We start from the raw sequence: 24,834 nt of genomic DNA, 5'->3' as shown, positions 1-24,834 counted from the left end.
CGGGGACGGCGCCCGGTTGGTGTGGGTCTGGACAAGCGCTCAGTCCGCGGCAGCCGCAGCGACACCGCCGCCCGGGTGCGGGACATCGCCCGCGCCGGCCTGCCCGCCGGGCTCGCCGTGCACCTCACCGGCCCGGCCGGCCGCCGACTCCCGGGACCGCCTCGGCCGCGCCGCGATGCTCGTCACCGGGCTCGTGGTCATGGCGCTGTTGCTCATCATGTACGGCAGCCCGGTACTGTGGCTGCTCCCGCTGCTCAACGTCGGCGTGGCGACGGTGCTGACGGACGCGGTCACCTACCTGCTCGGCCGGTACGCCCATGTGACCGTCGACCCCGGCAACGCCGTCGTGGTCACCGTGGTCCTCTTCGGCATCGGGACCGACTACGCATTGCTCCTGCTCGCGCGGTACCGCGAGGAATTGCGACTGAACGCGGACCGGCACCGGGCGATGGCCCGGGCCCTGCGCGGCGCCGCCCCGGCGATCGCGGTATCGGATCGAGTGGGCCAAGGGCGCGGCGCTGCTGGAAGACCACGGCCAGTGAGCGGATCGATTCCTGGTCGGTGAGAACTGGATCGTCGTCGACGTCCGCCATGCACAGGCGCTGACCTGGTGGGCCAGGCGCCCGACGCGCCCTCATCGGTAGAAGAGTGCGCGTGACCATCAATAGACGATCGCGGAAGCTTCCATAATCGGAAAGTGGTCACCCCTGGGAGCGGGACTTCCGCATCTCGGAAGCTGTCGCGATGCAGTGCCGGATAAAGCGTACAAAGCGCTCGGTCGGCCGCGCCGGCGTAGGAAGTTGTCGCTCTCCCCGGCTCGATCGCGCAGAGTCGGCCGGACTTCTGCAATTGAGAAGTGTGCAGGGCGCCGGTGTGGAAGGTTGTCACCTTCGATCACGCCTTTGACCTGCGCTTCAACGCTCTTGAGCGCCGTTGGGCGCTGTTGAGTGACAACTTTGCCGGGCAGGCCGGTTGACCTGCCGAAACGACGCTCCGGCAGGTCAACCGGGTGCCGCAGCGAGCCGTTGAACGCCGTTCGGACGTCATTCACGTCGGTTTGCTGCACCCACCAAACAGCCAGTGTTGGTGATCGGAACGGGGAGCACCCTCAGCGGCATAACGCCAACTGGCCCCGAGCTGGTGGGCGATACCGGGTTTGAACCAGTGACCTCTTCCGTGTCAACGCCATAACGTCCGGGCAGGACGTGCCGAAACCTGTTGCTGGGTAAGCGTTCTAGGTCCGCTGTTCGCTTCGGTGACCCCCTGTCAGCCCCCCTCGGGGAAGGCTGTAACAGGCCATCACGTGAACGGTACGGCGCTTCTTGTCGGGTGTCTTTAGGAAAGGTCAGCGGATAGGCGCATGACGGCGACGTGGTTGCCGTAGCCTACGGCGAGGTGGCCGTCTGGCAACTGAGATAGCGCATACACCTGTCTTGACGTCTCAGTGTGGCCCACCTGCTCACGCGTCGCAGGGTCCCACAACCGCACCGTGCCGTCGCTGCTGCCGGAGGCCAGCAGCGTCGACCCGTCCGGCAGCGGCACCGCCGCCAACGCCTTGACCCGGCTGGTGTGGCCGGTCAGCGGCGCGCCTACCGGCACACCGGTGGTGGGATCCCACAACCGGACCATTTCGTCCTGGCTGCCGGAGGCCAGCAGCGTCGACCCGTCAGGCAGTGGCACCGCCGCCACCGCCCAAACCCGGTCTGTGTGGCCGGTCAGCGGTGGACCTACCTGCTCGCCGGTGATGGGGTCCCACAACCGGACCGTGCCGTCGTTGCTCCCGGAGGCCAGCAGCGTCCGCCCGTCCGACAGCGGCACCGCCCCCAGCGCCTGGACCTCGTCAGTGTGGCCGGTCAGCCGCTTACCCACCGGGTCGCCAGTGATGGGGTCCCACAACCGGACCCTGCGGTCCCGGCTGCCGGAAGCCAGCAGTGTCCGCCCATCCGGCAGCGGCACCGCCGCCAACGCCGTGATCGAGCCGGTTCGGCCCGTCAGCGGCTTACCTACCGGCTCGCCGGTGATGGGGTCCCACAACCGGACCGTTTTGTCCTGGCTGCCGGAGGCCAGCAGCGTCCGCCCGTCCGACAGCGGCACCGCCGTCACCGCCGCGACCCAGTCGGTGTGCCCGGTCAGCGGCTTACCTACCGGCTGGCCGGTGGTGGAGTCCCACAGCCGCACCGTGCGGTCGAGGCTGCCGGAGGCCAGCAGCGTCCGCCCGTCCGCCAGCGGCACCGCCCCCACCGCCCGAACCGAGTTGGTGTGGCCGGTCAGCCGCGCGCCTACCGGTTCACCGGTGGTGGGGTCCCACAACCGGACTGTTTTGTCCTGGCTGCCGGAGGCCAGCAGCGTCGACCCGTCCGACAGCGGCGCCCCCGTCACCGCCGCGATCGAGCCGGTGTGGCCGGTCAGCGGCTTGCCTACCGGCTCGCCGGTGGCGGGGTCCCACAACCGGACCGTTTTGTCCTGGCTGCCGGAGGCCAGCAGCGTCCGCCCGTCCGACAGCGGCACCGCCGCCAACGCCCCGATCGCGTTGGTATGGCCGGTCAGCGGCTTGCCTACCGGCTCGCCGGTGGCGGGGTCCCACAACCGGACCGTGCCATCGTTACTGCCGGAGGCCAGCAGCGTCCGTCGGTCCGGCAGTGGCACCGCCGCAACGGCCCAAACGTGGCCTGTGCCGGTCAGCGGCGTACCTACCGGCTCGCCGGTGGCGGGGTCCCACAACCGGACCGTGCCATCGCTGCTGCCGGAGGCCAGCAGCGTCCGTCCGTCCGGCTGCGGCACCGCCGCGACCCAGCTGGTGTGGCCGGTCAGCGGCTTGCCTACCGGCTCGCCGGTGGTGGGGTCCCACAACCGGACCGTGCCATCGCTGCTGCCGGAGGCCAGCAGCGTCCGCCCGTCCGGCTGCGGCACCACTGCGACCGCCGCGATCCAGCGAGTGTGGCCGGTCAGCGGCTTGCCTACCGGCTCGCCGGTGGTGGGGTCCCACAACCGGACCGTGCCGTCGCTGCTGCCCGAGGCCAGCAGCGTCCGCCCGTCCGGCAGTTGTACCGCTGCCACCGCCCAAACCCGGCCTGTGTGGCCGGTCAGCGGCGCACCCACCGGCTCGCCGGTGGTGGGGTCCCACAACCGGACCGTGCCGTCGCTGCTGCCCGAGGCCAGCAGCATCCGCCCGTCCGGCAGCGGCACCGCCGCCACCGAATGGACCCAGTCGGTGTGGCCGGTCAGCGGCGCACCCAATGCCGGCGGCACGGTGCTCCATACCGGCTCTACTACTGATCTGCCGCCCCAACCGGCCACCCGCGCCCCAGCGTCAACCGCTGCGAACCCTGACATCGCCACCCGCAACCGGTCAGCCTGCCCCTGAACCGACACTCTCGCAGCCGGCAGCCCCGCAGCTGACAGCACCGCCGCCCACACCCGACCCTGCTCACCAGCGCTGCGCAACGCCAACAGCAGCACCGCGGGATTCACATCGGACAGCAACCCCGGAGTCGCGACCAGCTCCTCCAACCGGCCTGCCGCCGCAGCCAACCCCACCAACCGCCGCACCCCATCGGCTGGCATCGCCGACCACCCCACCAACGCCGCCAACAGCAATTCACGCTCAAACGCCGAAGCCGCGCCATCCACCATCACAACCCCCATGCCACCACGACCACCCGAACGCACACCAGAGCCTGCAAGAAGGCTGGAACAGAGGGGGCCGGCCCATCCCTCTCTGTTCCAGCCGCTTCTTGATCGTCGGGCATTCAGGTCGGCCACGCGCTCCAAGCGTCGGTGATGATCTCGTTCAGTGTCGAGTGGCGCGGTATCCAGCCGAGATCGCGTACGGTGAGCGTGACGTCGGCGACGAGGTGCTGAGGTTCCGACGGACCGGCACCGTCCGCTCGTCGCCTCGGCGGCCTCGATGATCTCCGCGACGCTGACCCCGCGGCCGATGCGAAGCGAGGCCGAGTCCGGGCGAGCGCAGCGAAGCCAGTGCCGACGCGAAGCGAGGCATGGGGGGCGCGGGGTGGGAACCCCGCGCCTCGAGCGAGCGAAGCGAGCGGAAGGAATCCACCACCGAAACGGCGAATAGGCGCAGCCTATGAGCAGGCTACGTCTATCGGTGATTGCGTGGACAACAGCGGATGGATCTTCAGGCGCTTATCCTGTACCGATGATTCAGGTTCGCGTTGCCCACTCGGATGAGCTTCCCCATCTGGTCACCTATGAAGGAGACACCGAACGCAACGCGGCCACGGCCGGTTACCTGGCCGGACTGCTAGAGTCCGGCTGCACTCGGCCGCAGTGGTGCCTTGTCGCCGAGCGCGGTGGCCGTGTTACTGGCAGCGTCGTTCTCTGGACTTTCCCCGGCCACGACATACCGATGGACATCGTGCTCTTCGAGGCTGCGGACGAAACCGTCGCGGCTGGCCTGCTCGCCGAGGCTGGAACCCTTGCCCACCGGCTGGGTGCCACCGCGCAAGGGCACGTTCTCGATCTGCCTGCCCAGGCACCGCAGTTCCAGCGCCGTCCCGATTTTCGCGAAAAAGTGTTGGCGGAGGCTGGGTTTGCCCCCACCCGCGACGGCTGCCGCTTCCGCTGGACCGCACAGACACCGCTGCCGCCGCAAGATCCCCGTCTGACCTGGCGCAGCTTGGCCGAACTCGGCAACAAGCCGTTCATCGATATGCTGGAAGATCTGTTGGCTGAGACCAAGGACGCGCTGCTTTTGGCGCTTGTGGCCGACCACGGCCCGCGTGGTGCCGCCGAGCAGCTGTGGACCGACTCTGCCCGATATGAACACCAGCCCGAGTGGTACGAGATCGGCTACGACGGGGAGGGCAACGCGGTCGCGGTGAGCCTTCCGGCTCGCAACGCCGCGTTTCCGATCATCGGCTTCGTTGGGGTTCTCCCCGGTCACCGTGGCCGCGGCTACGCGACTGCGGTCGTCGCCCGGGGCACGCACGTCCTCGCCGCAGATGGCGCGACCGACATCCGGGGCGACTGCGATGCCTCGAACATCGGCATCTTCAAGGCGTTCGAGCGGGCGGGGTACAAGAACTTCGTCAACCGCCGCACCTTCGGCCGCACGCTGTAAATGAACTGCGTGGAGGTCGATGACGGCGTGCGGAGATCGGTCCACGAGCGCCATCGGGAGACGGACGTGGCCCACGACGTACGCGTTCGCCGGCCCGGAGTACATCGCCAGCGGCCCTCATTGGGCCCGCGAGAAAGGCTGGAGCAGCCACAGGTGTGAGATCGGCTGGAACAGAGGGAGTGCTGCACAGGTTCGTGCCACCCCCCTTTGTTCCGGCGCATCCCCTTGGCGCCGTTCCTGGGTGTTCAGGGACACACGTAATAAAAGGTGTCCCTGAATTGACCTTAAGAATGTGCAGCTCAGCGGCAATCCGGGGACACGAGGGACAGCAGGGACAGTTCCGGCGGCGCGCGGCATTAGCGGCCCGGTGACCGTGCTCGGTCGACCAGGACCGGCTGCAGCCGCGCGGGTCCGTTGCTACACCGATCACGGTGCTGTGTCGTTGGCCAGGGTCATTGCGTTGCCGGGTAACCGTCGGTGCCGACGCGGCGACGAAGTCGTACGAGCCGCCTGGCGTCGGTCGGTTCATCCGTAGCCCACTCCTTCGGGCTGTGCAGCCGATGTGGCACCGCCCGGAAGGAGCGCGTAGCGTCACGGCCAGGTTCGAGCTGAGCCGCCAAACGTCTCGGGATCGCTGTGCACGGGTACCACACAGAGCAGGTGGCCACCTGGTGAGCGCATATGGAAGGCGTCCTTCCAGCGGCTCACCTGCTCCGCGCCCAGCGCCGTCAGGCGGGCAACCTCTGCCTCCAAGTCATCGGTCTCGATGTCGAGGTGGTAACGCGGTGCGTCGTCGACCGCCTGGACGACGGTGAACAGACCGGGGACGGCGTCGGTCAGGAGGGTGAATTGCTCCTCGCCCGGCGCGGGATAGGTCGAGCCACCCAGCGCTGCGGACCAGAAGTCCACTTCCGCGCCGACCTGCGTGGCAGGCGTGTCGATGAGGATTCCGACTAGTCGACTGCGGTGCATGGAAGTAAGGCTATCCGTTCGCTGCCGTCCGGGTCAGACCGCATTGGTGAGACCATCCAGTCGACTGATTTTCGGGGCGCCAGGAACTCGTACCCTCGGGTCAGCGGATGATCAGCACTCGGTGGCTGGGCTTGACCCGATGGAGATCACCACCGTCAGAGCCTGCGGATGACGAGCCCTGGCTTGATGTCCGATGCGGCCGACAGGTGCGCGATATCCTCCGGATCGCTGGTGAAGACGATCGCACCGTGCGCCTGAGCGATCGTGACCACAACGGCGTCGACGACGTCACCGGTACCGGCCCTGCCACACAGGATGCCAGCCGCTTTCGCCAGCTCGAGCCCGACCGGCACAATCTCACAGCTGTGCAGGAACCTGCCGAGCTGGACCTGGCGGCGGGAATCGCGCCACGCCTGCCCCACCACGACCGCGGGGACGAGCAGGCGCCGGCCCTCTTCGATCGCCAAGTGGTGGATCGCCCACATCCGCCGGTCGTTGTCGTCGATCGCGATCAGCGCACCGGCGTCGTAGACGTACGGAATGCTCACGCGGCCGCCGACCCGTACCCGCTGAACGACTCGGCATCAGCCGCAGCCATCTCCGCTCTGGCCGCGGCAAGCTCTCCTGCCGTGAACGCCCCGTGCTTGTCCTGCCATTCGCTGACCAGCCGCCGGCCCGCCCGTCGCCGCAGCTCCCATTCCGCCGCATTGGCCACGAGCCGCGACAATGCGACGCCATCCTCGCGGGCCGCAGTCCCGAGTGCGTCCACGAGTTCCTCGGGCAGAGTGACGGTAACCTTCTTCGTAGCCATACAACTACCATACGCCAGTATGGCGAACGCCGTGAGACCAGGCGCACGGGTGCGCAGCCTCGTGGGTCATACCCGGGACGGTCTGCCGGCCACGGGCTGTGCCCGGCGCCGCTCAGCGAGGCAGTCGCGACGAACTACTGTCGGGCGCGACCGTGCAGCTGCCGTCCTGCCGCAGGCGCGGGACCAGCTGCTCGACCATGGCCGATCATGCTGGTGCGGTACGGCTCAGCCCGCCTCGACCGCCGCGTCGCTCGGCAGCCGGCGGGCCCGGAGCGAAACCACGGAACGCGCGGCGCCGATCGCCAGCAAGTTGACTGCGGCCAGGCCGGTGAGCAGGGCCGCGGCCTGCCGGTGGAGTCCGCGCTCGCCGAAGGCCAGGCCGGCCACGAGCGGTAGGTCGACCAGCACCACGAGCCCGGCCAGCGCGAACACCGCCGCACCGAACAGCGCGTACGGCGGGCTCGCCGGTGACAGCCAGCCGGCCCGCGCGGCGAGCCACCGGACGAGCAGGACGATCCCGCCCGTTGCCAGCAGCAGCGCGCCCACCGCGGCCGTCTGGCGCATGATCGCATCGCTCGTGCCCCATTCGATCAGGGCGAGCGCCGACACCAGGTACACCCCGGCGAGCATGAGCAGCGCCCGTCCGGCGACCGCGGCAGCGGCCGAGGCGGCGGTCACGCGGCGCGGGCCCTGGTACACCCGGTCCAGCAGCCCGGCGACGTGGCCGGACTCGCCGAACCGGGCGATCGCCTCCCGCTCGGCCTCTTCCGCCGGCATGCCATCGGCGACCTTGTCGGCCGCGGCCATCCGCAGGTGCTGTTCGGCCTCCTCCAGCATGCGCCGGCCGGCGGCGCCCTGGCCGGAGAGCCGGTCGAACAGCTCATCCAGATAGTGGTCGATGTCGCTCACGCCCACCCCTCCGTGGCGCCCGGGCCGAGGATGGCCCGCACGCCTCGCTCGAAGATCGTCCACTCCTGCTGCTTGACCGTGATCGCCGCGGCGCCGGCGTCAGTGAGCCGGTAGATCCGCCGACGCCGCGGCTGATCCGCACTCCATTCGCTGTGCACGAGCCCGTCCCGCTCCAGCCGGTGCAGCGCCGGGTACACAGTGCCCTCCGGCAGGTCGAACGCGCCGTCGGACCGCTGCCGCAGCGCGGCGATCAGCGCGTACGCGTGGACGGGCTCCACGCGCCGCAGGGTGGCCAGGAGCAGGAGGTCGAGATGGCCTCGGAGGTCCATACCTAGGAACCTAGGTATGGACCTCCCCGGGTGTCAACGGTCGTTGAGGGACACCAGGGACAGCTACGCCCATGCGTTCCACTCGTCGGTGATGATCTCGTTCAGTGTCGAGTGGCGCGGGGTCCAGTCGAGATCGCGTGTGGCAAACGTGACGTCGGCGACGAGGTGTTGAGCTTCCGGCTGCGGAGGGTTCCTCCGGACCGGCACCGTCCGTCCGGTCGTCGGCTCAGCCGCTTCGATGATCTCCGCGACGCTGACCCCGTGCCCGCTGGCGATGTTGTACGTCCGGCTCTCCCCGGCACGCGCCGCGTTGAGCTCGCTCAGGACCGCCGAGGCAGCATCCCCGGACGGGGACGAAGTCGCGCACCGCCGATCCGGTGCCGTTGAGCGTCACGTACTCCAGTTGGCCAGTGATGGCGCGGAAGACGTTGGGGATGATCCGTGCGGTGTCCGTGTCGCCGAGGCCGCGACCGCGCCGGGCGCAGCATCCCGGGTCCCAGTTGTGCTGACGGCGATCGTAGCCGTGCGCGGCCGTTGCTGTCGTCGTTACCATCGGCCGGGTTAGCAGTTATAAGCGTTGGACGGTGAGCTCGAACTCACGGCCAGCCACGGACGACACAACGGCGCCGGTCCGCTTGAATCCGACTTTCTCATACATTGCCTCGGCCCGCGCGTTGTCCTCGTGCACGTAGAGCCGCACGCGCTCGATGTGTGGCTCGGGCACCGCCCACGACCACTCCAGCGCGGCCCGTAAGAGCGCCTCGGCAAGCCCGCTGCCACGCGCCTCGGGCCGCAGGAACACCGCCACGACATGCGTCTGCGCAACCTCCGGCGTGCCGCCGAAGAAGTCCTGCACGCCGGGCAGCTCGACCAGCACGGTCACGGTACCCAGCCACCGCCCGTCCGCGTCCTCCCCGACGAACTGCCGCACGGTCTTCCCCTCGGCCGCACCCGCTGCGCGCCCTTGCCAGAACTCGTCCGGCATTGCGGCGGCCTGCTCGTACGTCTCGAGAAAGGCGATCGGCGCGACCGGATCCCGCAGCGCAGCGAGCCGGATCTCCTTGGCCAACGGCCAGTCCTCAGCCCGGACCGCTCTGATGGTGTGCGTCATCGCGACATCCTGGCACCCGACTGGACGCCGCTGTAACCGGATTTCCGCGAGCCCGGCGAAGAACGCCGTCATTGTGTGCGGGCTGGGAGATTGCCTGGCCACTCACGCCGAAGATCTCGGCGAGTAGCTTGCGGCAGAAGGGCGGTATACCGGCACCAGCTACGGCCGGTGTTTGCTAAGCGGCGCCGAGGTCGTGAACCGGATGTTCGGCTGCAACAGGCCATATGGACGGTACGGAATCTCTTGTCAGGTGTGTTTACGGAAGGTCAGCGGATAGGCGCATGACGGCGACCTGGCTGCCGTAGCCTACGGCGAGGTGGCCGTCTGGCAGCAGAGATAGCGCATACACCTCCCCTGGCGTCTCGGTGTGGCCCACCTGCTCACTCGTCGTGGGGTCCCACAACCGCACCGTTTCGTCATAACTGCCGGAGGCCAACAGCGTCCGCCCGCCCGGCAGCGACACCGCCGCCACCGAAACGACCCCGTCAGTGTGGCCGGCCAGCGGCGCACCCACCGACTCACCAGTACTGGGATCCCACAGTTGCACCGTGCAGTCCAAACTGCCGGAGGCCAACAGCGTGCGCCCGCCCGGCAGCGACACCGCCGCCACCGAAACGACCCAGTCGGTGTGGCCAGTCAGCGGCGCACCCACCGGCTCACCGGTACCGGAATCCCACAACCGCACTGTGTGGTCCTGGCTGCCGGAGACCAGCAGCATCGATCCGTCCGGCAGCGACACCGCCGCCACCGCCGCGACCCCGTGAGTGTGGCCAGTCAGCGGCGCACCCACCGGCGCACCGGTACCGGGATCCCACAACCGCACCGTGCCGTCCCGGCTGCCAGAGGCCAACAGCATTGACCCGTCCGGCAACGGCACCGCCGCCACCGAACGGACCGAGTCGGTGTGGCCGGTCAGCGGCGCGCCCACCGGCTCACCCGTGCCGGGATCCCACAACCGCACCGTGCCGTCGCCGCTGCCGGAGGCCAACAGCATCGACCCGCCCGGCAACGGCACCGCCGCCACCGAACGGACCCCGCCGGTGTGGCCAGTCAGCGGCACACCCACCGGCTCACCGGTGCCGGGATCCCACAACCGCACCGTGCCGTCCCGGTTGCCGGAGGCCAACAGCGTCCGCCCATCCGGCAGCGACACCGCAACCACCGAACGGACCCCGCCGGTGTGGCCGATCAGCGGCGCACCCACCTGGTCATCGATGGTGGGGTCCCACAACCGCACCGTGCCGTCGCCGCTGCCGGAGGCCAACAGCATCGACCCGCCCGGCAACGGCACCGCCGCCACCGAAACGACCCAGTCGGTGTGGCCAGTCAGCGGCACACCCACCGACTCACCATTGCCAGGATCCCACAACCGCACCGTGCCGTCGCCGCTGCCGGAGGCCAACAGCATCGATCCGCCCGGCAACGGCACCACCGCCACCGCTGCGACCCCGTTGGTGTGACCGGTCAGCGGCGCGCCCACCGACTCACCCGTGCTGGGATCCCACAACCGCACCGTGCGGTCCTGGCTGCCGGAGGCCAGCAACGTCCGCCCATCCGGCAGCGGCACCGCCGCCACCGAACGGACCGAGTCGGTGTGGCCGGTCAGCGGCGCGCCCACCGGCTCACCGGTACTTTGATCCCACAACCGCACCGTGCCGTCGTCGCTGCCGGAGGCCAACAGCGTCCGCCCATCCGGCAGCGACACCGCCGCCACCGAAACGACCCTGTGGGTGTGGCCAGTCAGCGGCGCACCCACCGACTCACCCGTGCCGGGATCCCACAACCGCACCGTGCCGTCGTCGCTGCCGGAGGCCAACAGCATCGACCCGCCCGGCAACGACACCGCCGCCTTGACCCGGCCGGTGTCCAACGGCGCACCCACCGGCTCACCGGTACTGGGATCCCACAACCGCACCGTGCCGTCGTCGCTGCCGGAGGCCAGCAGCATCCGCCCATCCGGCAACGACACCGCCGCCACCGCCGTGACCCAGTTGTGGTGGCTGGTCAGCGGTGCACCCACCGGCTCACCGGTACCGGAATCCCACAACCGCACCGTGCGGTCCTGGCTGCCGGAGGCCAGCAGCATCGATCCGTCCGGCAGCGGCACCGCCGCCACCGAACGGACCCCGCCGGTGTGGCCGGTCAGAGGCGCACCCAACGCCCACGGCACGGTGCTCCATACCGGCTCCACCACCGACCCACCGCCCCAACCGGCCACCCACGCCCCAACATCAACCGCCCCGAACCCCGACATCGCAATCCGCAACCGATCACCCTGCCCCGCAGCCGACACCCCCGCAGCCGGCAGCCCCGCAGCCGACAGCACCGCCGCCCACACCCGACCCTGCTCACCAGCACTAGACAACGCCAGCAGCAACACCGCGGGATCCACATCGGACAACAACCCCGGAGCCACTACCAGCTCACCCAACCGGCCTTCCGCCGCAGCCAACCCCACCAACCGCCGCACCCCACCAGCCGGCACCGCCGACCACCCCAACAACGCCGCCGACAACAGCTCACGCTCAAACAACGAAGCCGCGCCATCCACCATCACAACTCCCATGCCACCACGACTGCCCGAACACATACCAGACGCCTGCAAGCAGGCTGGAACAGAAGGGGTTGGCCGATCCCATCTATTCCAGCCGCTCGTTGATCGTCGGGGGTTCAGGGACAGACGTGATCAAGGTGTCCCCGGCAAAAGCGCAGTTCAATGACGGTTGAGGGACACCAGGGACAGCAGGGACAATTACGCCCATACACTCTATGCGTCGGTGACGATCTCGTTCAGGGTTGAGTGGCGCGGTATCCAACGGAGATCGCGTGCGGCAAGCGTGACGTCGGCGACGAGGTGCTGCGCCTCCGGCTGCGGCGGGTTCCTCCGGACTGCACCGTCCGTCCGGCCGTCGCCTCGCGTCAGCCGACCTCGAGCGCGCAGCCGAGCTCGCGCCGTTGCGGACCGCCATTGGAGCCTGGACGAGCCACGCTCTTGTGATCCCGGCCGGAACCGCCGCAGCCGACGGACTCCGCGAGAGCATCCAGATCGTCAAACGGCGAGCCGAACTACTCGGCATGTCCACCGCATCCGGCCAGGGCAGTGTCCGAGCCGACCCGTGGGACGACTTCCTCACCCGACCCGCCGACTACTTCGCCATGCTCTCCGAACTCGGCTTCCTCACCGAGGACGAGAACGCGGTGCATGGGGATCTCCCCGAGGAGATCATCGAGGCGGTACGGAACCAGGCGCTCAGCGGTGAACACCTGACCGCGTCGCTGCGCGGCTACCAGAGCTTCGCGGCCCGCTTCGCCCTCGTGCAGCGCAAGGTCATCATCGGGGACGAGATGGGCCTCGGCAAGACCGTCGAGGCCCTCGCCGTCCTCGCCCACCTGCGCAGCCGGGGCGAGACCCACTTCCTGGTGGTATGCCCGGCCGCAGTCGTGACCAACTGGGTCCGCGAGGTGACCGGCAAGTCGAAGCTACGAGCGCACCGAGTCCACGGACCGGAGCGCGAACGCGCAGCCCGGACATGGGTGCGCGACGGCGGCGTCGCCATCACGACGTACGAGACCCTGGCGTGGTGGGAGCCGGCGCTGAAGAAGGTTCGCGATCTGGCGTGCGTCGTGGTCGACGAGGCCCACTACATCAAGAATCCGGAGGCACAGCGAACGATCAGGACCAACAACCTCATCACGCGTGCCGACCGCGCCATCCTCCTCACCGGTACGCCGCTGGAGAACCGGGTCGAGGAGTTCCGCAACCTGGCGTCCTACGTGCGCCCCGACCTCACCGTCGATGCCACGGACCTCTCACCGAGAACGTTCCGGCGGCAGATCGCGCCTGCGTACCTCCGCCGCAACCAGGAGGACGTGCTGACGGAACTCCCGGAACTCGTCGAGGTCGAGGAATGGCTGCCCATGTCCGCGGCGGACGTTTCCCGCTACCGCGCCGCCGTCGAGCTGGGAAACTTCATGGCGATGCGTCAGGCGGCCATGCTCCAAGGACCCAAGTCCACCAAGGTGCAACGGCTGATCGAAATCGTTCGCGAGGCAGAGGAGAACGAGCGGCGGGTCATCGTGTTTTCCCACCTCAGGCAGGTGCTGGACCTGGTTGCCCGGTCGCTGCCGGGGCCGGTGTTCGGGCCGCTGACGGGGTCGGTGCCGGCGAGCCACCGCCAGCAGATGGTGGACGAGTTCTCCTCCGCCAAGCACGGGGCCGTCCTGGTCGCCCAGATCGTGGCCGGCGGGGTCGGACTCAACATCCAATCTGCATCCGTCGTCATTATCTGTGAGCCCCAGCTCAAGGCCACCACCGAGGCCCAGGCCATCGCCCGCGCACACCGGATGGGGCAGGTACAGTCGGTGCAGGTCCACCGGTTGCTGTCCGAAGACGGTGTCGATCAACGGATCGTCGAGTTGCTGGCCGGCAAGAAGCGGCTGTTCGACGACTTCGCCCGGGTCAGCGACACTGCCAACTCCGCTCCCGATGCTGTGGACCTGTCTGAGGCTGAACTCGCCCGAGAGGTTGTAGCCGCTGAACGTCAACGCCTTTTCGAGGGTGCCCCCGCCGAAACCTGACTTATGGCCTGTGCCCTGAATGGCCCTGGTCGGTTGCGGTCGAGGCATCCGGAGGGGTGTCGCGCTCGCCCTGTGTGACGCCGTAGGGCTCCCATCGGCACCGCCGCGGCAAGCCCCGGACGGGAGCGCCTGCGCCGCGCCACGTTCCTGAGCGGCGTGGCGCGGCGTCTGCTCTGCGGACCGTTCGTCGTGGGTGTGGCGGCGGCGAACTACGGCGGAGTACGTGACGAGGAGTCTGCGCTCCATGCCCTGATCGACCGGCCAAGGTCGGCTCCGCGCGACCATCGTCGCTGCTCTACACGTACGGCGTCGGCTCCATCATGGACCTGCCGCAGTTCTCGATCATGCCAGCAGGGCTGGACGACTGGGAGCCGATCTGGAAGCGCCGGCCCACGGTGCCGACGATCGAAGAGCCTCGACTGCTCAAGCTGGTCCAACTGCACCTCGGTCCGCGAGTCCAGCACCTGCGGCCGTTCCCGTGGCAGCCGAAGGCCCGTGCGCGGCAGCGTCCAGGGATGTGGTGTACGACGGGCCTGATCTTGGGCGGGTCGTGAAGGAGAAGACGGCGGCCGTGGTGGGTCGGGTTGGGCAGCTGGGACCCGTCCAACGCTCGGAACGTGTACGTGGGTTATATATAGGGATGGCCCTGTCTCAATGCATCCGATCCGAAGGAACCCCATGACTCGTAAGCTTCGGCTGCGAATCGGCTTAGCCGTGGCAACGCTCGCCGCCGCCGTCGGCGCCGTCGCGTTCCCCGCCCCGGCCAGCGCCGCGCCCACCTGGCGCACCGTCGACACCGGCTATGACACCTCGTGCGGCATCAAAACCGACAACACCCTGTGGTGCTGGGGCTTCGACTACGGCATGACCCCTCTCGGCATTGTCCCGACGAAGATCACCACTCCAGGCCTCGCCTGGGCGTCGGTGAGCGTCGGCAGCGGCCACGTGTGCGCACTGACCACGGTCGGCTACGCCTACTGCTTTGGTTCCAACGTCTTCGGCCAGCTCGGCACTCACGACCAGGTCACCTCTCCGACACCCCGCGCCGTCTACATCCTCGGCACATTCGTCTCCATCTCCGCGGGTGCCACCCACACCTGCGCCATCGACACCTTCAACCAGCTCTACTGCTGGGGCGACGGACGCGGCGGCTTGCTCGGGCTAGGCACGCAAACCCAGTGGAGCACTCCCCACCTGGTCGGCGCGGGCTGGAAGTCGGTGTCGGCGGGCATGTACGCCACCTGCGCGATCAACACGGCCGGCAAGGCGTACTGCTGGGGTGCGAACAACCACAGCCAGCTCGGCACGGGTACCCCCGGCGACAGGTGGTCGCCGGCCCCGGTCGCCAGCAGCGACACCTGGCTGAACATCGCCGCCGGCGGCGGCCACAGCTGCGGCGTCACCAGCCTGCACCAAATGTACTGCTGGGGCAGCAACATGTCCGGCGAGATGGGCAACGACACCTCCAGCGAGACCTACACCAGCGTCCCGACCAGAGTCGGCTCCACCAGCAACTGGGCCAGAGTGGACGTCGGCAGCGACGGTGGCTCCTACCCCTACCAGGAGTTCACCTGTGGGCTCTACAGCGACGGCACCCGGTTCTGCTGGGGCTACAACATCTTTGGGCAACTCGGCATCGGGGACAGCATCAACCGCAACGCACCACGCCGATGGCTCAATGAAGGCACCTGGTCGGCTGTCACCACCGGAAGGCGACACGCCTGCGGCATCAAGTCCAACGGCAGCCTGCAGTGCTGGGGCTACAACTATCTCGGCCAGCTCGGCGTCGGCGACACGAATGACCGCTGGCTGCCGACCGAAGCGCAATAACCGCAGTAGGGTCACAGCGCGGCAGGTCTGCCGGCACGGCGGACCTGCCACGCCGTACACCACCCCAGCGGACGTGGCCCCCGTGCGCAGTCCCAGGAAGGCTCCGACCTCGGTATCGCGGCACGGGTATTCCCACAGTGGCTGCGCTGCACCGGCTGCGACTACCTTGGTCCGCTGTCGCGGTTCACGTACACCAACACCCACCCGTTCCGTCCGGACCTGCGATGTTCGAGCACCTGAGCTGTCCCGGCCGAGGGCTCAAGGCTGGCACGAAGGGCAAGACCCGGCGCAGCCCGGCCGTGCCCGCGCGGTACCTGCTCGCCTGCCCGACCGGGCAGCGGTCTTCTAATTTAGGACATCCGGCAACCGTTGAACTTCACTTCGACGAGGACTGGCTAGTTGGTCACGACCCCAGCGTCAGCAGAATGTGTTCGTAGCCGTCGAGGGGCAGGTCCCGGTCGCACAGCTGCATGATCCATCCTCGCGCGGTCGCCGCCGTATCCTGTCCGCCGCTGTCGGCGATGGCACCAGCCATGAAATGCTGGGAGATGTGGCTGCCCGGGACACGTGAGAGATCCCCGATATCCACCAACTCAGTGAGCGCGCGGGGGGTGCGGAAGAAAACCCCCACCCGGTCAGGTGGGTCCGGTGCACTCGACAAGCCGAGTTCTTCAGTCACCAGGTTGCGCACCGCAGCGGGAACTGACAGCGCTCGTACCAGCCAACGAAACCAGAAATGTAGGTCGGCTGGTGGGCGTATGTCGCCGTGACGAGTTCGCGGCTCGATCGCGAGGACGAAGTCGGCGCACGCGGGATCGCCGAGCATCTGGACACTCGCGAGCGGCGGCGGGTTGAACCTTGCCCAGGCTGTGGGTGCCTGCTCGTCATCCCCGTTGCTCAGCACAGCGGCGAACGAAGTCCGGCCGTGCCCCTGGTACCGGCGCCATGTCAGGCCCTCGACGTGGGTCACCTCGGAGACGAGATCGCGAATCGGTGATTGACTGAGTGTGCGCAGCAGCGCCCGTGAAACGTCGGACGTGACCGGCGTCGTTGCCGGCAGCGGGCTGCACGCCAAGCGCAGCGCGATACGTATCTCCGGGGGAAGATTCCCGGTTCCAAGGCGGGCGCTTGATGCAAGGTGCGGGCTGCTGAGGTCCCGGATCCAGATCAGCGCCGACCAGTCGCCGTTGTTTGGAGTGCGCCAGGTGCTGTTCATCCCCGTGCTGCCTCCCGAATCGCCGCGGCCAGCAGCTCAACGATGGCATCCGCCGTCAGCGGCCTGCGCTGGCGCACCCAGGTGTGGATGCCGCCCGCCTCGAAATGCGGGCGCTCGGCGAAGAAGACGTCCTCGGCGAACCCTTGCGGATCCTCTTGCCGCCCGGTCAGGGCGTGCGCCACAAACGAATCGAGGTACCAGACCTGTTGCTCGCCGTCGCGCTCGCAAACGATGTTGCCTAGGCGTCGGCGGTGTCCACGTACAAAGGCGAGCACCTCGCCCGCGATGATCAGCGGCTCGCTGGCGGAGAGGGGTGGTTCGCGCAGCCACAACGTGAGCGCCAGCCGCACCGCGTCGACCTCGAAGCGATGTGCGTGACCGTCGTCCTCCCATCGCAGATCTGGTACCTCAGCTTGGGCCTCCTCGGCGGCACTCGCGCACAGGTCGGCCAGGTCTGCGAGGCCCTGGCGCCGAGCATTGGCCCGCTCGACCGCGAGGGTGGTCAGGTTTGCATCGGCGACCGTCTGTGCGTGGCGTCGCTGCTGGAAGGCCAGCGCGGCGGTAGCCAATCCACCCCCGGCACGCATGTGGCGCGGCAGCGCGGCCAACGCGGCGCGGGCGTTCTGGGGGCGCCGGGCCGGATCCTTGTCGAGCAGACGCAGAACCCATCGCGCCAGCGCAGGAGCGACCGGCAATGCCGGAATCTCGGCGTGCAGGTGCTGATTCTGAATCTCGTCCTGGGTTCCGACGAAAAGTTGCCGGCCAGTACACACCTCGTAGGCGACGCAGCCGAGCGCGTACAAGTCGCTCTTGTGGGTCGCGGGCTGACCCCGCCAGCGTTCCGGCGAAATGTACGGCAAGGTGCCCGCGTGCTGGAACGTCACAGTCGCCGTCCGTACGTCCAGGTCACGGCTGATGCCGAAATCGGCGGTGCACCAGTGATCCTCGTACAGCAAGAGGTTGGCGGGCTTGAAGTCACGATGGACCACACCGAGCGCGGAGAGCTCGACCAGACCGCGGGTTGCGTCGTGGAGCACGGCAAGCTGCTCGTCGTCGCTCAGACCGCCCGGGTGCAGGGCCAGGTGCTCTCTGAGGTTCCGACGCGCCCGCGGCATCACCAGCAGAAGGTCATCCCCCTGATATGCCCAGGTGTACGGCGCAAGCAGATACGCAACCGGTTCCTGGCCGATTTTCAGGGCAATGTCCAGCTCACGCTCGCCCGCGCGGCCGCGAGTTGCGGCGCCCACAACGCGTTTGATCGCCACCTCCACGCCATCTGCACGCTTGCCTGCGAACACCGCACCGAACCCGCCGCTTCCAAGGTCGGCCGACGAGATCCGATAGTCCTGCCCGTCGCTCGCCGTGAAGCTACCGTGACTCGACACTTGGCCTCTCCGTGACCGTTGACGTGACCATGAGATCCGCGAGCTGACCCACCTTGAGCTGCGGCAGATGCTATTGTAAGATCAATGTGCCAATCAGCGTAGCAAGCGGGCATTACCCAGCGCAACAAGGGGACCCATGACGATCAGCGGCGGCAAGGAGGCCGAGGCCGGCCCCGGTCGAACCCTGGCGTCTGCCCTGCGACAACTACACGCTCAGGCTGGCGCGCCGAGCGCCCGCGCCCTCGCCAAGCAAATCGGCACGGTCAGCCACACCACGGTCTCGGAAGCGCTCGCCGGGCGCCGGACGCCGTCGTGGCCGATTGTTGCGAGTCTCGTGCAGCAACTCGCCGGAGACGAGGACAGATTCCGCATCCTGTGGTCGGCTACCACTGCAGCATCGCCAACCCCGACCGCACCCGAGCGGGACGATCTCGCATTCCTCATCAGGTATCGCCGACGGGCCGCGCAACGGCATCGATTCTTCTCATTGCCGTGGCTACATCACGGTCGAGCAGACATCGTCGACCTTTACGTGCCTCAGCGGATCTTCGTGATCGACCGATCTGACGATTCGGGTCGGCGCGGGACCACGCACACCTGGCGGCTGGACGCCCCGATCAGCCGGGCCGTTCTCCTGGCCGGCCCGGGGGGCGGCAAGAGCGCGTTCTGCGCGATGCTCCTCTATCGCCACGCCATCGATGATGATCTCCCGACGCCGTTTCTCGTTCCCATACGCGACTTCGCGGCCGAGATTCCGCTGGCGCGTTCGGTGGTCGGGTTCATCGAGCATCGCCTCGAAACCCTGTACCAGGTCCAGCCTCCGGAAGGATTCGTCGAACGTCAACTGGCCGCCGGCAACGCGTTGATCTTGTTCGACGGACTTGACGAGGTCGTGCTGTCGAGCCATCGCGCCCTGGTCTCGTCGGTCATCGAGTTGCTCGCCGACGACTACCCGCGCGCTAGTATCCTCGTCACCTCTCGCAGAGTGGGATACGAGCAGCAGCCAGTTGATCCAGCGCGGTTCACCACGCTCGGCCTCGCCGAACTCGACGACGCCGAGGTACGGCTGTACGCACACAGGTGGTTTCTCCAGGCTCTCGACGTGCCACCCGATGATGCCGAACAGACGGCTGTGCGATTCATGGAGGAGAGCGCCTCTGTCACCGAGCTTCGATCAAACCCTCTGCAGCTGTCTCTGCTGTGCGAGTTGTACCGGCGCCTTGGCCACCTTCCCCGAACGAGACCGGAGCTCTACCAGGCGTACTGGCAGAGCCAGCTCGACTGGGACGCAAGCCGGGGCGTCAAGGTCGCCCGGCATCCAACTGAGGTGGACATGTCCACCCTCGGTTATCTAGCGTTCTGGATGCTGAGCCACGCCGGAGAGGACCGGACGATTTCCCGCACGACCCTCCTCAAGGTAGTAGCCGCGTTCCTGAGCGAGAAGGCGATCGATAGAGACAACGCTGAGCACGCCGCCAGGCTGGAACTGGACTTCCTCCAACAACGCGCCGCGGTCATCGCCAATCTTGGGCTTACTGCCGACGGCGACGGGGCGTACGGGTTCTTCCACCGGACGTTCATGGAGTTCTGCGCCGCCAATCATCTAGCTCGTACCGTTTACAATGCTCCGCAGGTGGCGCAGGAGCTTGCGCCACGCCTAGGCAGGCCAGAGTGGAACAATGTCGGGAAGTACGCCGTGCAGATCGCCCGCCAACTCAGGGACGACGGCGCGGAACAGGTGATCGATGGCCTAATCACGGAAACCCAAAACCTGCCCGCAGCTCAACGTGACGTGGTTCGTCGCTTCGCGCTGGAGATGCTGGATGTCGTCGATCTTCGGCCCCCGATCGCCCTTCGACTCGCCCACAAGGCGAACCTCGCGAAGCTCGCCATGCAGCAACCCGCGTTCGGCGACCAACCATCGCTGCAACAGTATGTACAGCGATGGCAGGTTTCCTCGGCTGTACCGGACGACATCGCGGAACGCCTGCGGACCGCTCGGGACCTAACCACTCACGCGTTTGAACGTCCCGAGATGGTGCCGGTGGCCGTCTCCTGGACTTGGACGACACTGGAAGCGGCGCTGTGTCGGTGCCTCGACGTACCAACAGACACGTTGCCTCAGGACCTCATCCGAGAGGCGACCCGGCGGAGCCTCCTGCTGCCAGAGTCCGCTGAGACGTTGAGTGACGCTTTTGAGCTACGGAGCAAGGCCGTGCACGGTCGTCTCGATACGGTCATACCGATCGACCGAGCTGTCGAGACGATTAAGGCCATACACAGCGTGGTCTCAGACGTCTACGACTCCGCCAGAAGCGGCCAAGAGCGGGCTTGATGCCGGCCCGCCACGCACATGCCCGTTCAGGAAGCGAAACAAAGTAAGGATCATCGAAGCCCGCCTCCCTCGTGAGACGGCAAGACGAACGCCATGTTTCCCGTTCTCAAGGTTGGATCCGGCGTTCGAGCCGCGGCGAGTTGACCGAACAGGGCGAGACTGCGTGGCCGAATTTATCCGTCCGGCGCGTCATGCGTCCTCGCGTTGCCAGCCCGTCGTCGAGTCCAGGGCATCGGCACCCCCCTGCGCGAACGAGGCAACATTTACCGAACGACGTGGTGATCTGTGCCACCGTCTGGGGCTGGGTCCACGGTCAAATGACCGTCAAATGATCTTGAGGCCAGATCCGCGACTTCCGGATCTGGCCTCTGACCTGGTACTTCGTGGTGGGCGATACTGGGTTTGAACCAGTGACCTCTTCCGTGTCAAGGCGTCTTGGATGTGTCCTGGCCTGCGCAAAGTCCTTGCCTCACCAGCCATCGCCGGGCGTCGCGGTTCGCGGGTGTCCGTCTTTGTCCGACATCGCTGACACTCACTTGGGCACTCGACTGAGGCCTCCCGTCGAGGGCCGACGACTTGGCAGCAGACGTCAGTCAGGGGATGGAGCGCAATGAGCACCGCCTCCGGAAGGGGCAGGCTCTTCTGCATGTGCATGGCCCTTCACCTGCGGATATCCCAAGAGTTTCCCGACTCGCCGTAGGTTTTGGCCGCGGATTTGCCGCAAAGGCATCAGACGAGGGGTCGACCGGTCGTCTCGCCGGCGGCGGGGGAGCACGGTGCCGGGAGACGATGCAGCGCCGCTGGACGGGCTGAGCCACCGGCGTGGCGATGGGTGTTGGGCGAGAATCCTGGGATTGCCTCGCAGGTTGGGCCTGTCGCCGAGGACGCGACACCCCGGCTTGTAGGAAGTCGACAGGGGCCACGGTAAGGTCCTGCGCATGGACACCGTCGCTGATGACGCGATAGCGGTTCGTCTTGCCGATTTTAGGTCGGCCCTTCGAGACCAAACGGTGTCTGATCTTGACATTGTGCGGGAGTTCGTCACGCACGGCTCGTGTGCCATGCTCGATCGGGCAACGCATGCGCGAGTCCGTCGAGTGGCTGCTTCCGCACTTGGTGTCCATCCCAATCGCGATGTGTACACAGTCGGGTCCGCGCAGCTAGGCTTTAGCCTCAAGCCGCACGCCATGTTTAGGGCTTTTGGCGATGAAAGCGATGTCGACCTTGCCATCGTGTCGGAAGTGCTGTACCACGAAGTGTGGGACGAGGTTCGCGTATTCCATTCCAACAAGGGATTGTGGGAGCCTGACAGGCTGCGGGGGTTCAGGTCTTATCACCTGAAGGGTCGGATACGAATCGAGGACCTGCCGGTTTCACCTTCAGTTCCATCCCAGCGCCGACTATTCGACATTCAGAGGTCGTTACAGGCACAGCGCGCGGCGGGACCGTATCCAGTCAAGATTGCATTATGGCACTCAATCCGGTCTCTTGAAGATTATCAAGCGGCAGGAGTGGCTGCATGTCGAGTCCGGGAGGGGTTATGAAGACAACCGCCACGAATAAGAAAGTACGCGAGATAATGGCGGATCTTGCCAATGATCGGCTTGTACCGCGTCCGGAGTTTCAGCGGCGGTTGGTGTGGACTCAGAAGCACAAACAGGCTTTCATTCGAACCGTGCTAGAGGGGCTGCCATTTCCTGAGATATTCCTATGCGACGGAGAGGTAGATCTCACTACGGGGGAAGGCCAGAGGCTAGTTGTCGACGGGCAGCAGCGAGTGACGACCCTATTTCAGTACTTCACATCGAGTCCCGAGTTCACGTTGGGTGATTTAAAAGCCTATTCCGACCTCGCCGACGAGGAAAAGCGCGCATATCTAAACTATGAGGTAGTAGTACGAGACCTAGGCACCCTGACCGAGGATGAGGTCAGGGAGGTATTTCATAGGATGAACTCAACCAACTACGGTCTAAATGCGATCGAAGTCAACAACGCGCGCTTCGCGGGTCCGCTAAAGGAACTGGCATCTTCGTTGTCTGAAGAGCCGTTCTTTGAAGACCACAAAGTCTTCAATGTGGTCGACATTCGGCGGATGCGCGACGTTGGCTGGTGCCTTACTCTGCTTATCACATTTATGAGCGGTTACTTTAATCGAGACACTGAGCACGAAAACTTCTTGCGCAGGCATAATGACGAATTGCTGGAAGCTGACGATTTGCGTGGCCGGATAGACCGGGCAATCCAGCTTGCTGAGGCCCTTAATCTCGGTGAAGACAGCAGGGCGTGGCAGAAAGCGGATCTTCTGACCTTGCTGACCGAGATTGATAGGTCGGCGCTTTCAGTTGACGATCGTGAAGCGATTGAAGCAGCAGGAACGCGGTTGCGCGGCTTCTACTCCGCAGTGGAGGCTGTCAACGCGGGCGAGGACAGTTCGAGTGAAGCCCAGCAGTATCATGCGGCGGTGATCTCTGGCTCGAACGAACGCGCTCGCCGGCTCCGCAGAGGCAGCGTGATTGCGCAAGTGCTGTCGGGGGAAGCTACTGCGACCGCATGAGTTCCCAACAAGGCGGCGAACGTTCCCCGGCAGAGCGTGTTCTACAGGCGAACGTCGACATCGAGTCGAGTTTGATCGACAAGGAGAGCTTTCCCTGGGATCATTGATAGGCGTATCATCCTTGCATGAAGTTTGAACCGTCGGGCGTTAAGCCACGGGAAGTTACTCTGGTCTGTCCCAACTGCGATGATCCGGTGTTAATGGAAGTTGCTGGGACTGTTGGTGTGCCGGAAGAATTTAATGGGGTAGCGGCCGATAGTAGCTTGCTTTTGCTGCAGTGCGAGTCCTGCCTGATGCCTACTCTGATGAGTAAGTCCACGCCGGGTGCGTCCCCTGAGCGCGTTTGGCCTGCCCCGGAACGCGAACTGAGCGATGCCATACCGAAAGAACTTCGTGATGTTCACAACGAGGCTCGGATTTGCTTTCGGGCTAAGGCATACACCGCCGCCGCAGTGATGGTCAGGCGCACGCTTGAAGGCGTGGGGCAGAACCTCGGAACCAAGCCCGGAAGCTTGATCTCGTCGCTCAAAGAGTTGGAATCGCGTGGGTTGATCGAGGGTCGACTCCTGGAGTGGGCGCAAGAGTTGCGAGTGCTGGGCAACAAGGCGGCTCATTTTGCTGGCGGCGCCATCAATGCGGACGACGCACGTGATGCGTTGGAACTTGCCGAGGCGTTGCTTGACTACGTCTACGTGTTTTCGGCGAAGTTTGAACAATTTAAAAGCCGGAACTTAAATGCCAGTTTGGCGGATGCGAATTAGCGTCTCGCTCTAGATATCGCGCTCACGTCGCCAGGCTTCCCAGCCATCAGTCACGATCTCAGTCAACGTCGAATGCTGTGGCGCCCATCGCAATGTCGAGGCGGCACGGCTGATGTCAGCCACCAGTTGCTGCGCTTCAGGTTGCGGCGACTTTCTCACGACAGGTACGGTGCGGCCGGTTACGCCTTCAACTGCGCCGATAATCTCGGCGACGCTTGTTCCTTTGCCGCTTGCGACGTTCACTATGTTGCTTGCTTGCGTCTCGACCGCACACAGTGCAAGCCGAAAGACTTCGGCTGCGTCTCGGACGTGCACAAAGTCCCGCACAGCCGATCCGGTCCCATTCAACGTGACTTGTTCGAGTTCGCCAGTGACGGCGCGGAAGATGTTGGGAATGATGCGCGCCGTGTCGGTGTCGCCGACGCCGGCAACGGCGCCGGCGAGGTTAAAGACCCGCAGGATTTGCGCGCCAATTGCACCGGTTGCAGCGTAGGCGTTCACTAAGCTCTCGGCGGCCGCCTTGGAAGCCCCATACGGGTTGTTCGGCCGAGGGGGTAGGTCCTCCGTGAGGCTGCCCTCGTATTCAGCGCCGTAGACAACGTGGGATGAGGCGAAAACGAACCGTGCCGGTGGGTGCTCGTGCTTGACGGCGTCGAGTGCCAGCAAGAGGTTGAGGGTTCCGCTGGTGTTGACATCCCAGTAGGTCAGGGGATCAGCGAACGACTCGCGGCCCTGGGTAACGGCGGCGAGGTGGCACACGCCCTCGAAGTGGCCGGCGCGGACGATCTCGGCGACGCGGTCGCGGTTGCGGATGTCGCCCTCCACCAGGTCGGCGCCGGCGGGTGGTTTGGCGTCGGGCCGGCCGCGCGTCATTACGGTGACGTCGTGGCCTGTGGCCTGGAGCTCGAGCGTGACGGCATGCCCGAGGTAGCCGAGTCCGCCGGTGACCAGTACCCGCAC

At 66.5% G+C, this 24,834-nt stretch carries 20 protein-coding genes; 8 read left to right on the top strand and 12 right to left on the bottom strand.

Annotated elements, in window-relative coordinates:
* Positions 1-39: 39 nt before the first annotated feature.
* Positions 40-201 (bottom strand): hypothetical protein, encoded by a 162-nt coding sequence (locus ACGFI8_RS34425; RefSeq protein WP_392811017.1) that lies wholly within the window; start codon positions 199-201, stop codon positions 40-42.
* Between ACGFI8_RS34425 and ACGFI8_RS34420 the strand changes: the two genes are divergently transcribed.
* A complete protein-coding gene (locus ACGFI8_RS34420) occupies positions 200-565 on the top strand; it encodes an MMPL family transporter (protein ID WP_392811016.1) in 366 nt (121 codons plus the stop codon). The two genes, ACGFI8_RS34425 and ACGFI8_RS34420, sit on opposite strands and share 2 nt — an antisense overlap.
* Before the next feature lie 770 nt (positions 566-1,335).
* On the opposite strand, the gene ACGFI8_RS34415 is transcribed toward ACGFI8_RS34420, so the two are convergent.
* Entirely contained in the window at positions 1,336-3,762 is a 2,427-nt protein-coding gene (locus ACGFI8_RS34415; RefSeq protein WP_392811015.1) for a WD40 repeat domain-containing protein, read from the bottom strand.
* Between the two features lie 397 nt (positions 3,763-4,159).
* On the opposite strand from ACGFI8_RS34415, the gene ACGFI8_RS34410 reads away from it, so the two are divergent.
* On the top strand, positions 4,160-5,083 hold the full coding sequence (locus tag ACGFI8_RS34410; protein WP_392811014.1) for a GNAT family N-acetyltransferase: 924 nt from the start codon (positions 4,160-4,162) through the stop codon (positions 5,081-5,083).
* A gap of 591 nt (positions 5,084-5,674) precedes the next feature.
* On the opposite strand, the gene ACGFI8_RS34405 is transcribed toward ACGFI8_RS34410, so the two are convergent.
* From ACGFI8_RS34405 to ACGFI8_RS34375, 7 genes are all read right to left on the bottom strand, one after another.
* Positions 5,675-6,055, bottom strand: a complete 381-nt coding sequence (locus ACGFI8_RS34405; protein WP_392811013.1) for a VOC family protein — start codon at positions 6,053-6,055, stop codon at positions 5,675-5,677.
* 155 nt (positions 6,056-6,210) lie between these two features.
* The gene (locus ACGFI8_RS34400) at positions 6,211-6,603 is read right to left on the bottom strand and encodes a type II toxin-antitoxin system VapC family toxin (protein ID WP_392811012.1); all 393 of its coding nucleotides are present in this window, start codon (positions 6,601-6,603) and stop codon (positions 6,211-6,213) included.
* Positions 6,600-6,866, bottom strand: a complete 267-nt coding sequence (locus tag ACGFI8_RS34395) for a hypothetical protein (RefSeq protein ID WP_392811011.1) — start codon at positions 6,864-6,866, stop codon at positions 6,600-6,602. Before ACGFI8_RS34395 ends, ACGFI8_RS34400 begins: the two co-directional genes overlap by 4 nt.
* Before the next feature lie 225 nt (positions 6,867-7,091).
* Positions 7,092-7,775 carry a permease prefix domain 1-containing protein gene (locus ACGFI8_RS34390; protein ID WP_392811010.1) on the bottom strand — a complete coding sequence of 228 codons (684 nt, stop codon included), beginning with the start codon at positions 7,773-7,775 and terminating at the stop codon, positions 7,092-7,094.
* Positions 7,772-8,104, bottom strand: coding sequence for a PadR family transcriptional regulator (locus tag ACGFI8_RS34385; RefSeq protein WP_392811009.1), 333 nt, complete (start codon positions 8,102-8,104; stop codon positions 7,772-7,774). The genes ACGFI8_RS34390 and ACGFI8_RS34385 overlap by 4 nt, the downstream gene beginning before the upstream one ends.
* 568 nt (positions 8,105-8,672) lie before the next feature.
* Complete coding sequence (locus tag ACGFI8_RS34380; RefSeq protein ID WP_392811007.1) at positions 8,673-9,287, bottom strand: GNAT family N-acetyltransferase; 615 nt, start codon at positions 9,285-9,287, stop codon at positions 8,673-8,675.
* Positions 9,288-9,471: 184 nt separating this feature from the next.
* The gene (locus ACGFI8_RS34375; RefSeq protein WP_392811006.1) at positions 9,472-11,769 is read right to left on the bottom strand and encodes a WD40 repeat domain-containing protein; all 2,298 of its coding nucleotides are present in this window, start codon (positions 11,767-11,769) and stop codon (positions 9,472-9,474) included.
* 521 nt (positions 11,770-12,290) lie between these two features.
* Here ACGFI8_RS34375 and ACGFI8_RS34370 point away from each other — a divergent pair.
* From ACGFI8_RS34370 to ACGFI8_RS34360, 3 genes are all read left to right on the top strand, one after another.
* Positions 12,291-13,793 carry a DEAD/DEAH box helicase gene (locus ACGFI8_RS34370; protein WP_392811005.1) on the top strand — a complete coding sequence of 501 codons (1,503 nt, stop codon included), beginning with the start codon at positions 12,291-12,293 and terminating at the stop codon, positions 13,791-13,793.
* A 320-nt stretch (positions 13,794-14,113) separates the two neighbouring features.
* Entirely contained in the window at positions 14,114-14,347 is a 234-nt protein-coding gene (locus ACGFI8_RS34365) for a hypothetical protein (RefSeq protein WP_392811004.1), read from the top strand.
* 124 nt (positions 14,348-14,471) lie between these two features.
* Positions 14,472-15,623: an RCC1 domain-containing protein gene (locus ACGFI8_RS34360; RefSeq protein ID WP_392811003.1), complete on the top strand. Its 1,152-nt coding sequence runs from the start codon at positions 14,472-14,474 to the stop codon at positions 15,621-15,623.
* 403 nt (positions 15,624-16,026) lie between these two features.
* Here the strand turns inward: ACGFI8_RS34360 and ACGFI8_RS34355 are convergent, their stop codons facing one another.
* Together ACGFI8_RS34355 and ACGFI8_RS34350 are read right to left on the bottom strand one after the other, a co-directional pair.
* On the bottom strand, positions 16,027-16,839 hold the full coding sequence (locus tag ACGFI8_RS34355) for a hypothetical protein (RefSeq protein ID WP_392811002.1): 813 nt from the start codon (positions 16,837-16,839) through the stop codon (positions 16,027-16,029).
* Positions 16,836-18,224 carry a serine/threonine-protein kinase gene (locus ACGFI8_RS34350; protein ID WP_392811001.1) on the bottom strand — a complete coding sequence of 463 codons (1,389 nt, stop codon included), beginning with the start codon at positions 18,222-18,224 and terminating at the stop codon, positions 16,836-16,838. Before ACGFI8_RS34350 ends, ACGFI8_RS34355 begins: the two co-directional genes overlap by 4 nt.
* A gap of 136 nt (positions 18,225-18,360) precedes the next feature.
* Between ACGFI8_RS34350 and ACGFI8_RS34345 the strand changes: the two genes are divergently transcribed.
* The 3 genes from ACGFI8_RS34345 to ACGFI8_RS34335 all read left to right on the top strand — a co-directional run bounded on the left by ACGFI8_RS34345 (position 18,361) and on the right by ACGFI8_RS34335 (position 23,874).
* Positions 18,361-20,559 carry an NACHT domain-containing protein gene (locus ACGFI8_RS34345; protein WP_392811000.1) on the top strand — a complete coding sequence of 733 codons (2,199 nt, stop codon included), beginning with the start codon at positions 18,361-18,363 and terminating at the stop codon, positions 20,557-20,559.
* A 1,540-nt stretch (positions 20,560-22,099) separates the two neighbouring features.
* On the top strand, positions 22,100-23,113 hold the full coding sequence (locus tag ACGFI8_RS34340) for a DUF262 domain-containing protein (protein WP_392810999.1): 1,014 nt from the start codon (positions 22,100-22,102) through the stop codon (positions 23,111-23,113).
* A 125-nt stretch (positions 23,114-23,238) separates the two neighbouring features.
* The gene (locus tag ACGFI8_RS34335; RefSeq protein ID WP_392810998.1) at positions 23,239-23,874 is read left to right on the top strand and encodes a DUF4145 domain-containing protein; all 636 of its coding nucleotides are present in this window, start codon (positions 23,239-23,241) and stop codon (positions 23,872-23,874) included.
* A gap of 9 nt (positions 23,875-23,883) precedes the next feature.
* Here ACGFI8_RS34335 and ACGFI8_RS34330 read toward each other — a convergent pair whose 3' ends face one another.
* Positions 23,884-24,834 (bottom strand): NAD-dependent epimerase/dehydratase family protein, encoded by a 951-nt coding sequence (locus ACGFI8_RS34330; RefSeq protein ID WP_392810997.1) that lies wholly within the window; start codon positions 24,832-24,834, stop codon positions 23,884-23,886.

Origin of the sequence: Dactylosporangium sp. NPDC048998 (genome assembly GCF_043197855.1) — a bacterium.
In the GTDB taxonomy this organism is placed as follows: domain Bacteria; phylum Actinomycetota; class Actinomycetes; order Mycobacteriales; family Micromonosporaceae; genus Dactylosporangium.
This window is presented reverse-complemented; position numbering and strand designations above follow the sequence as displayed.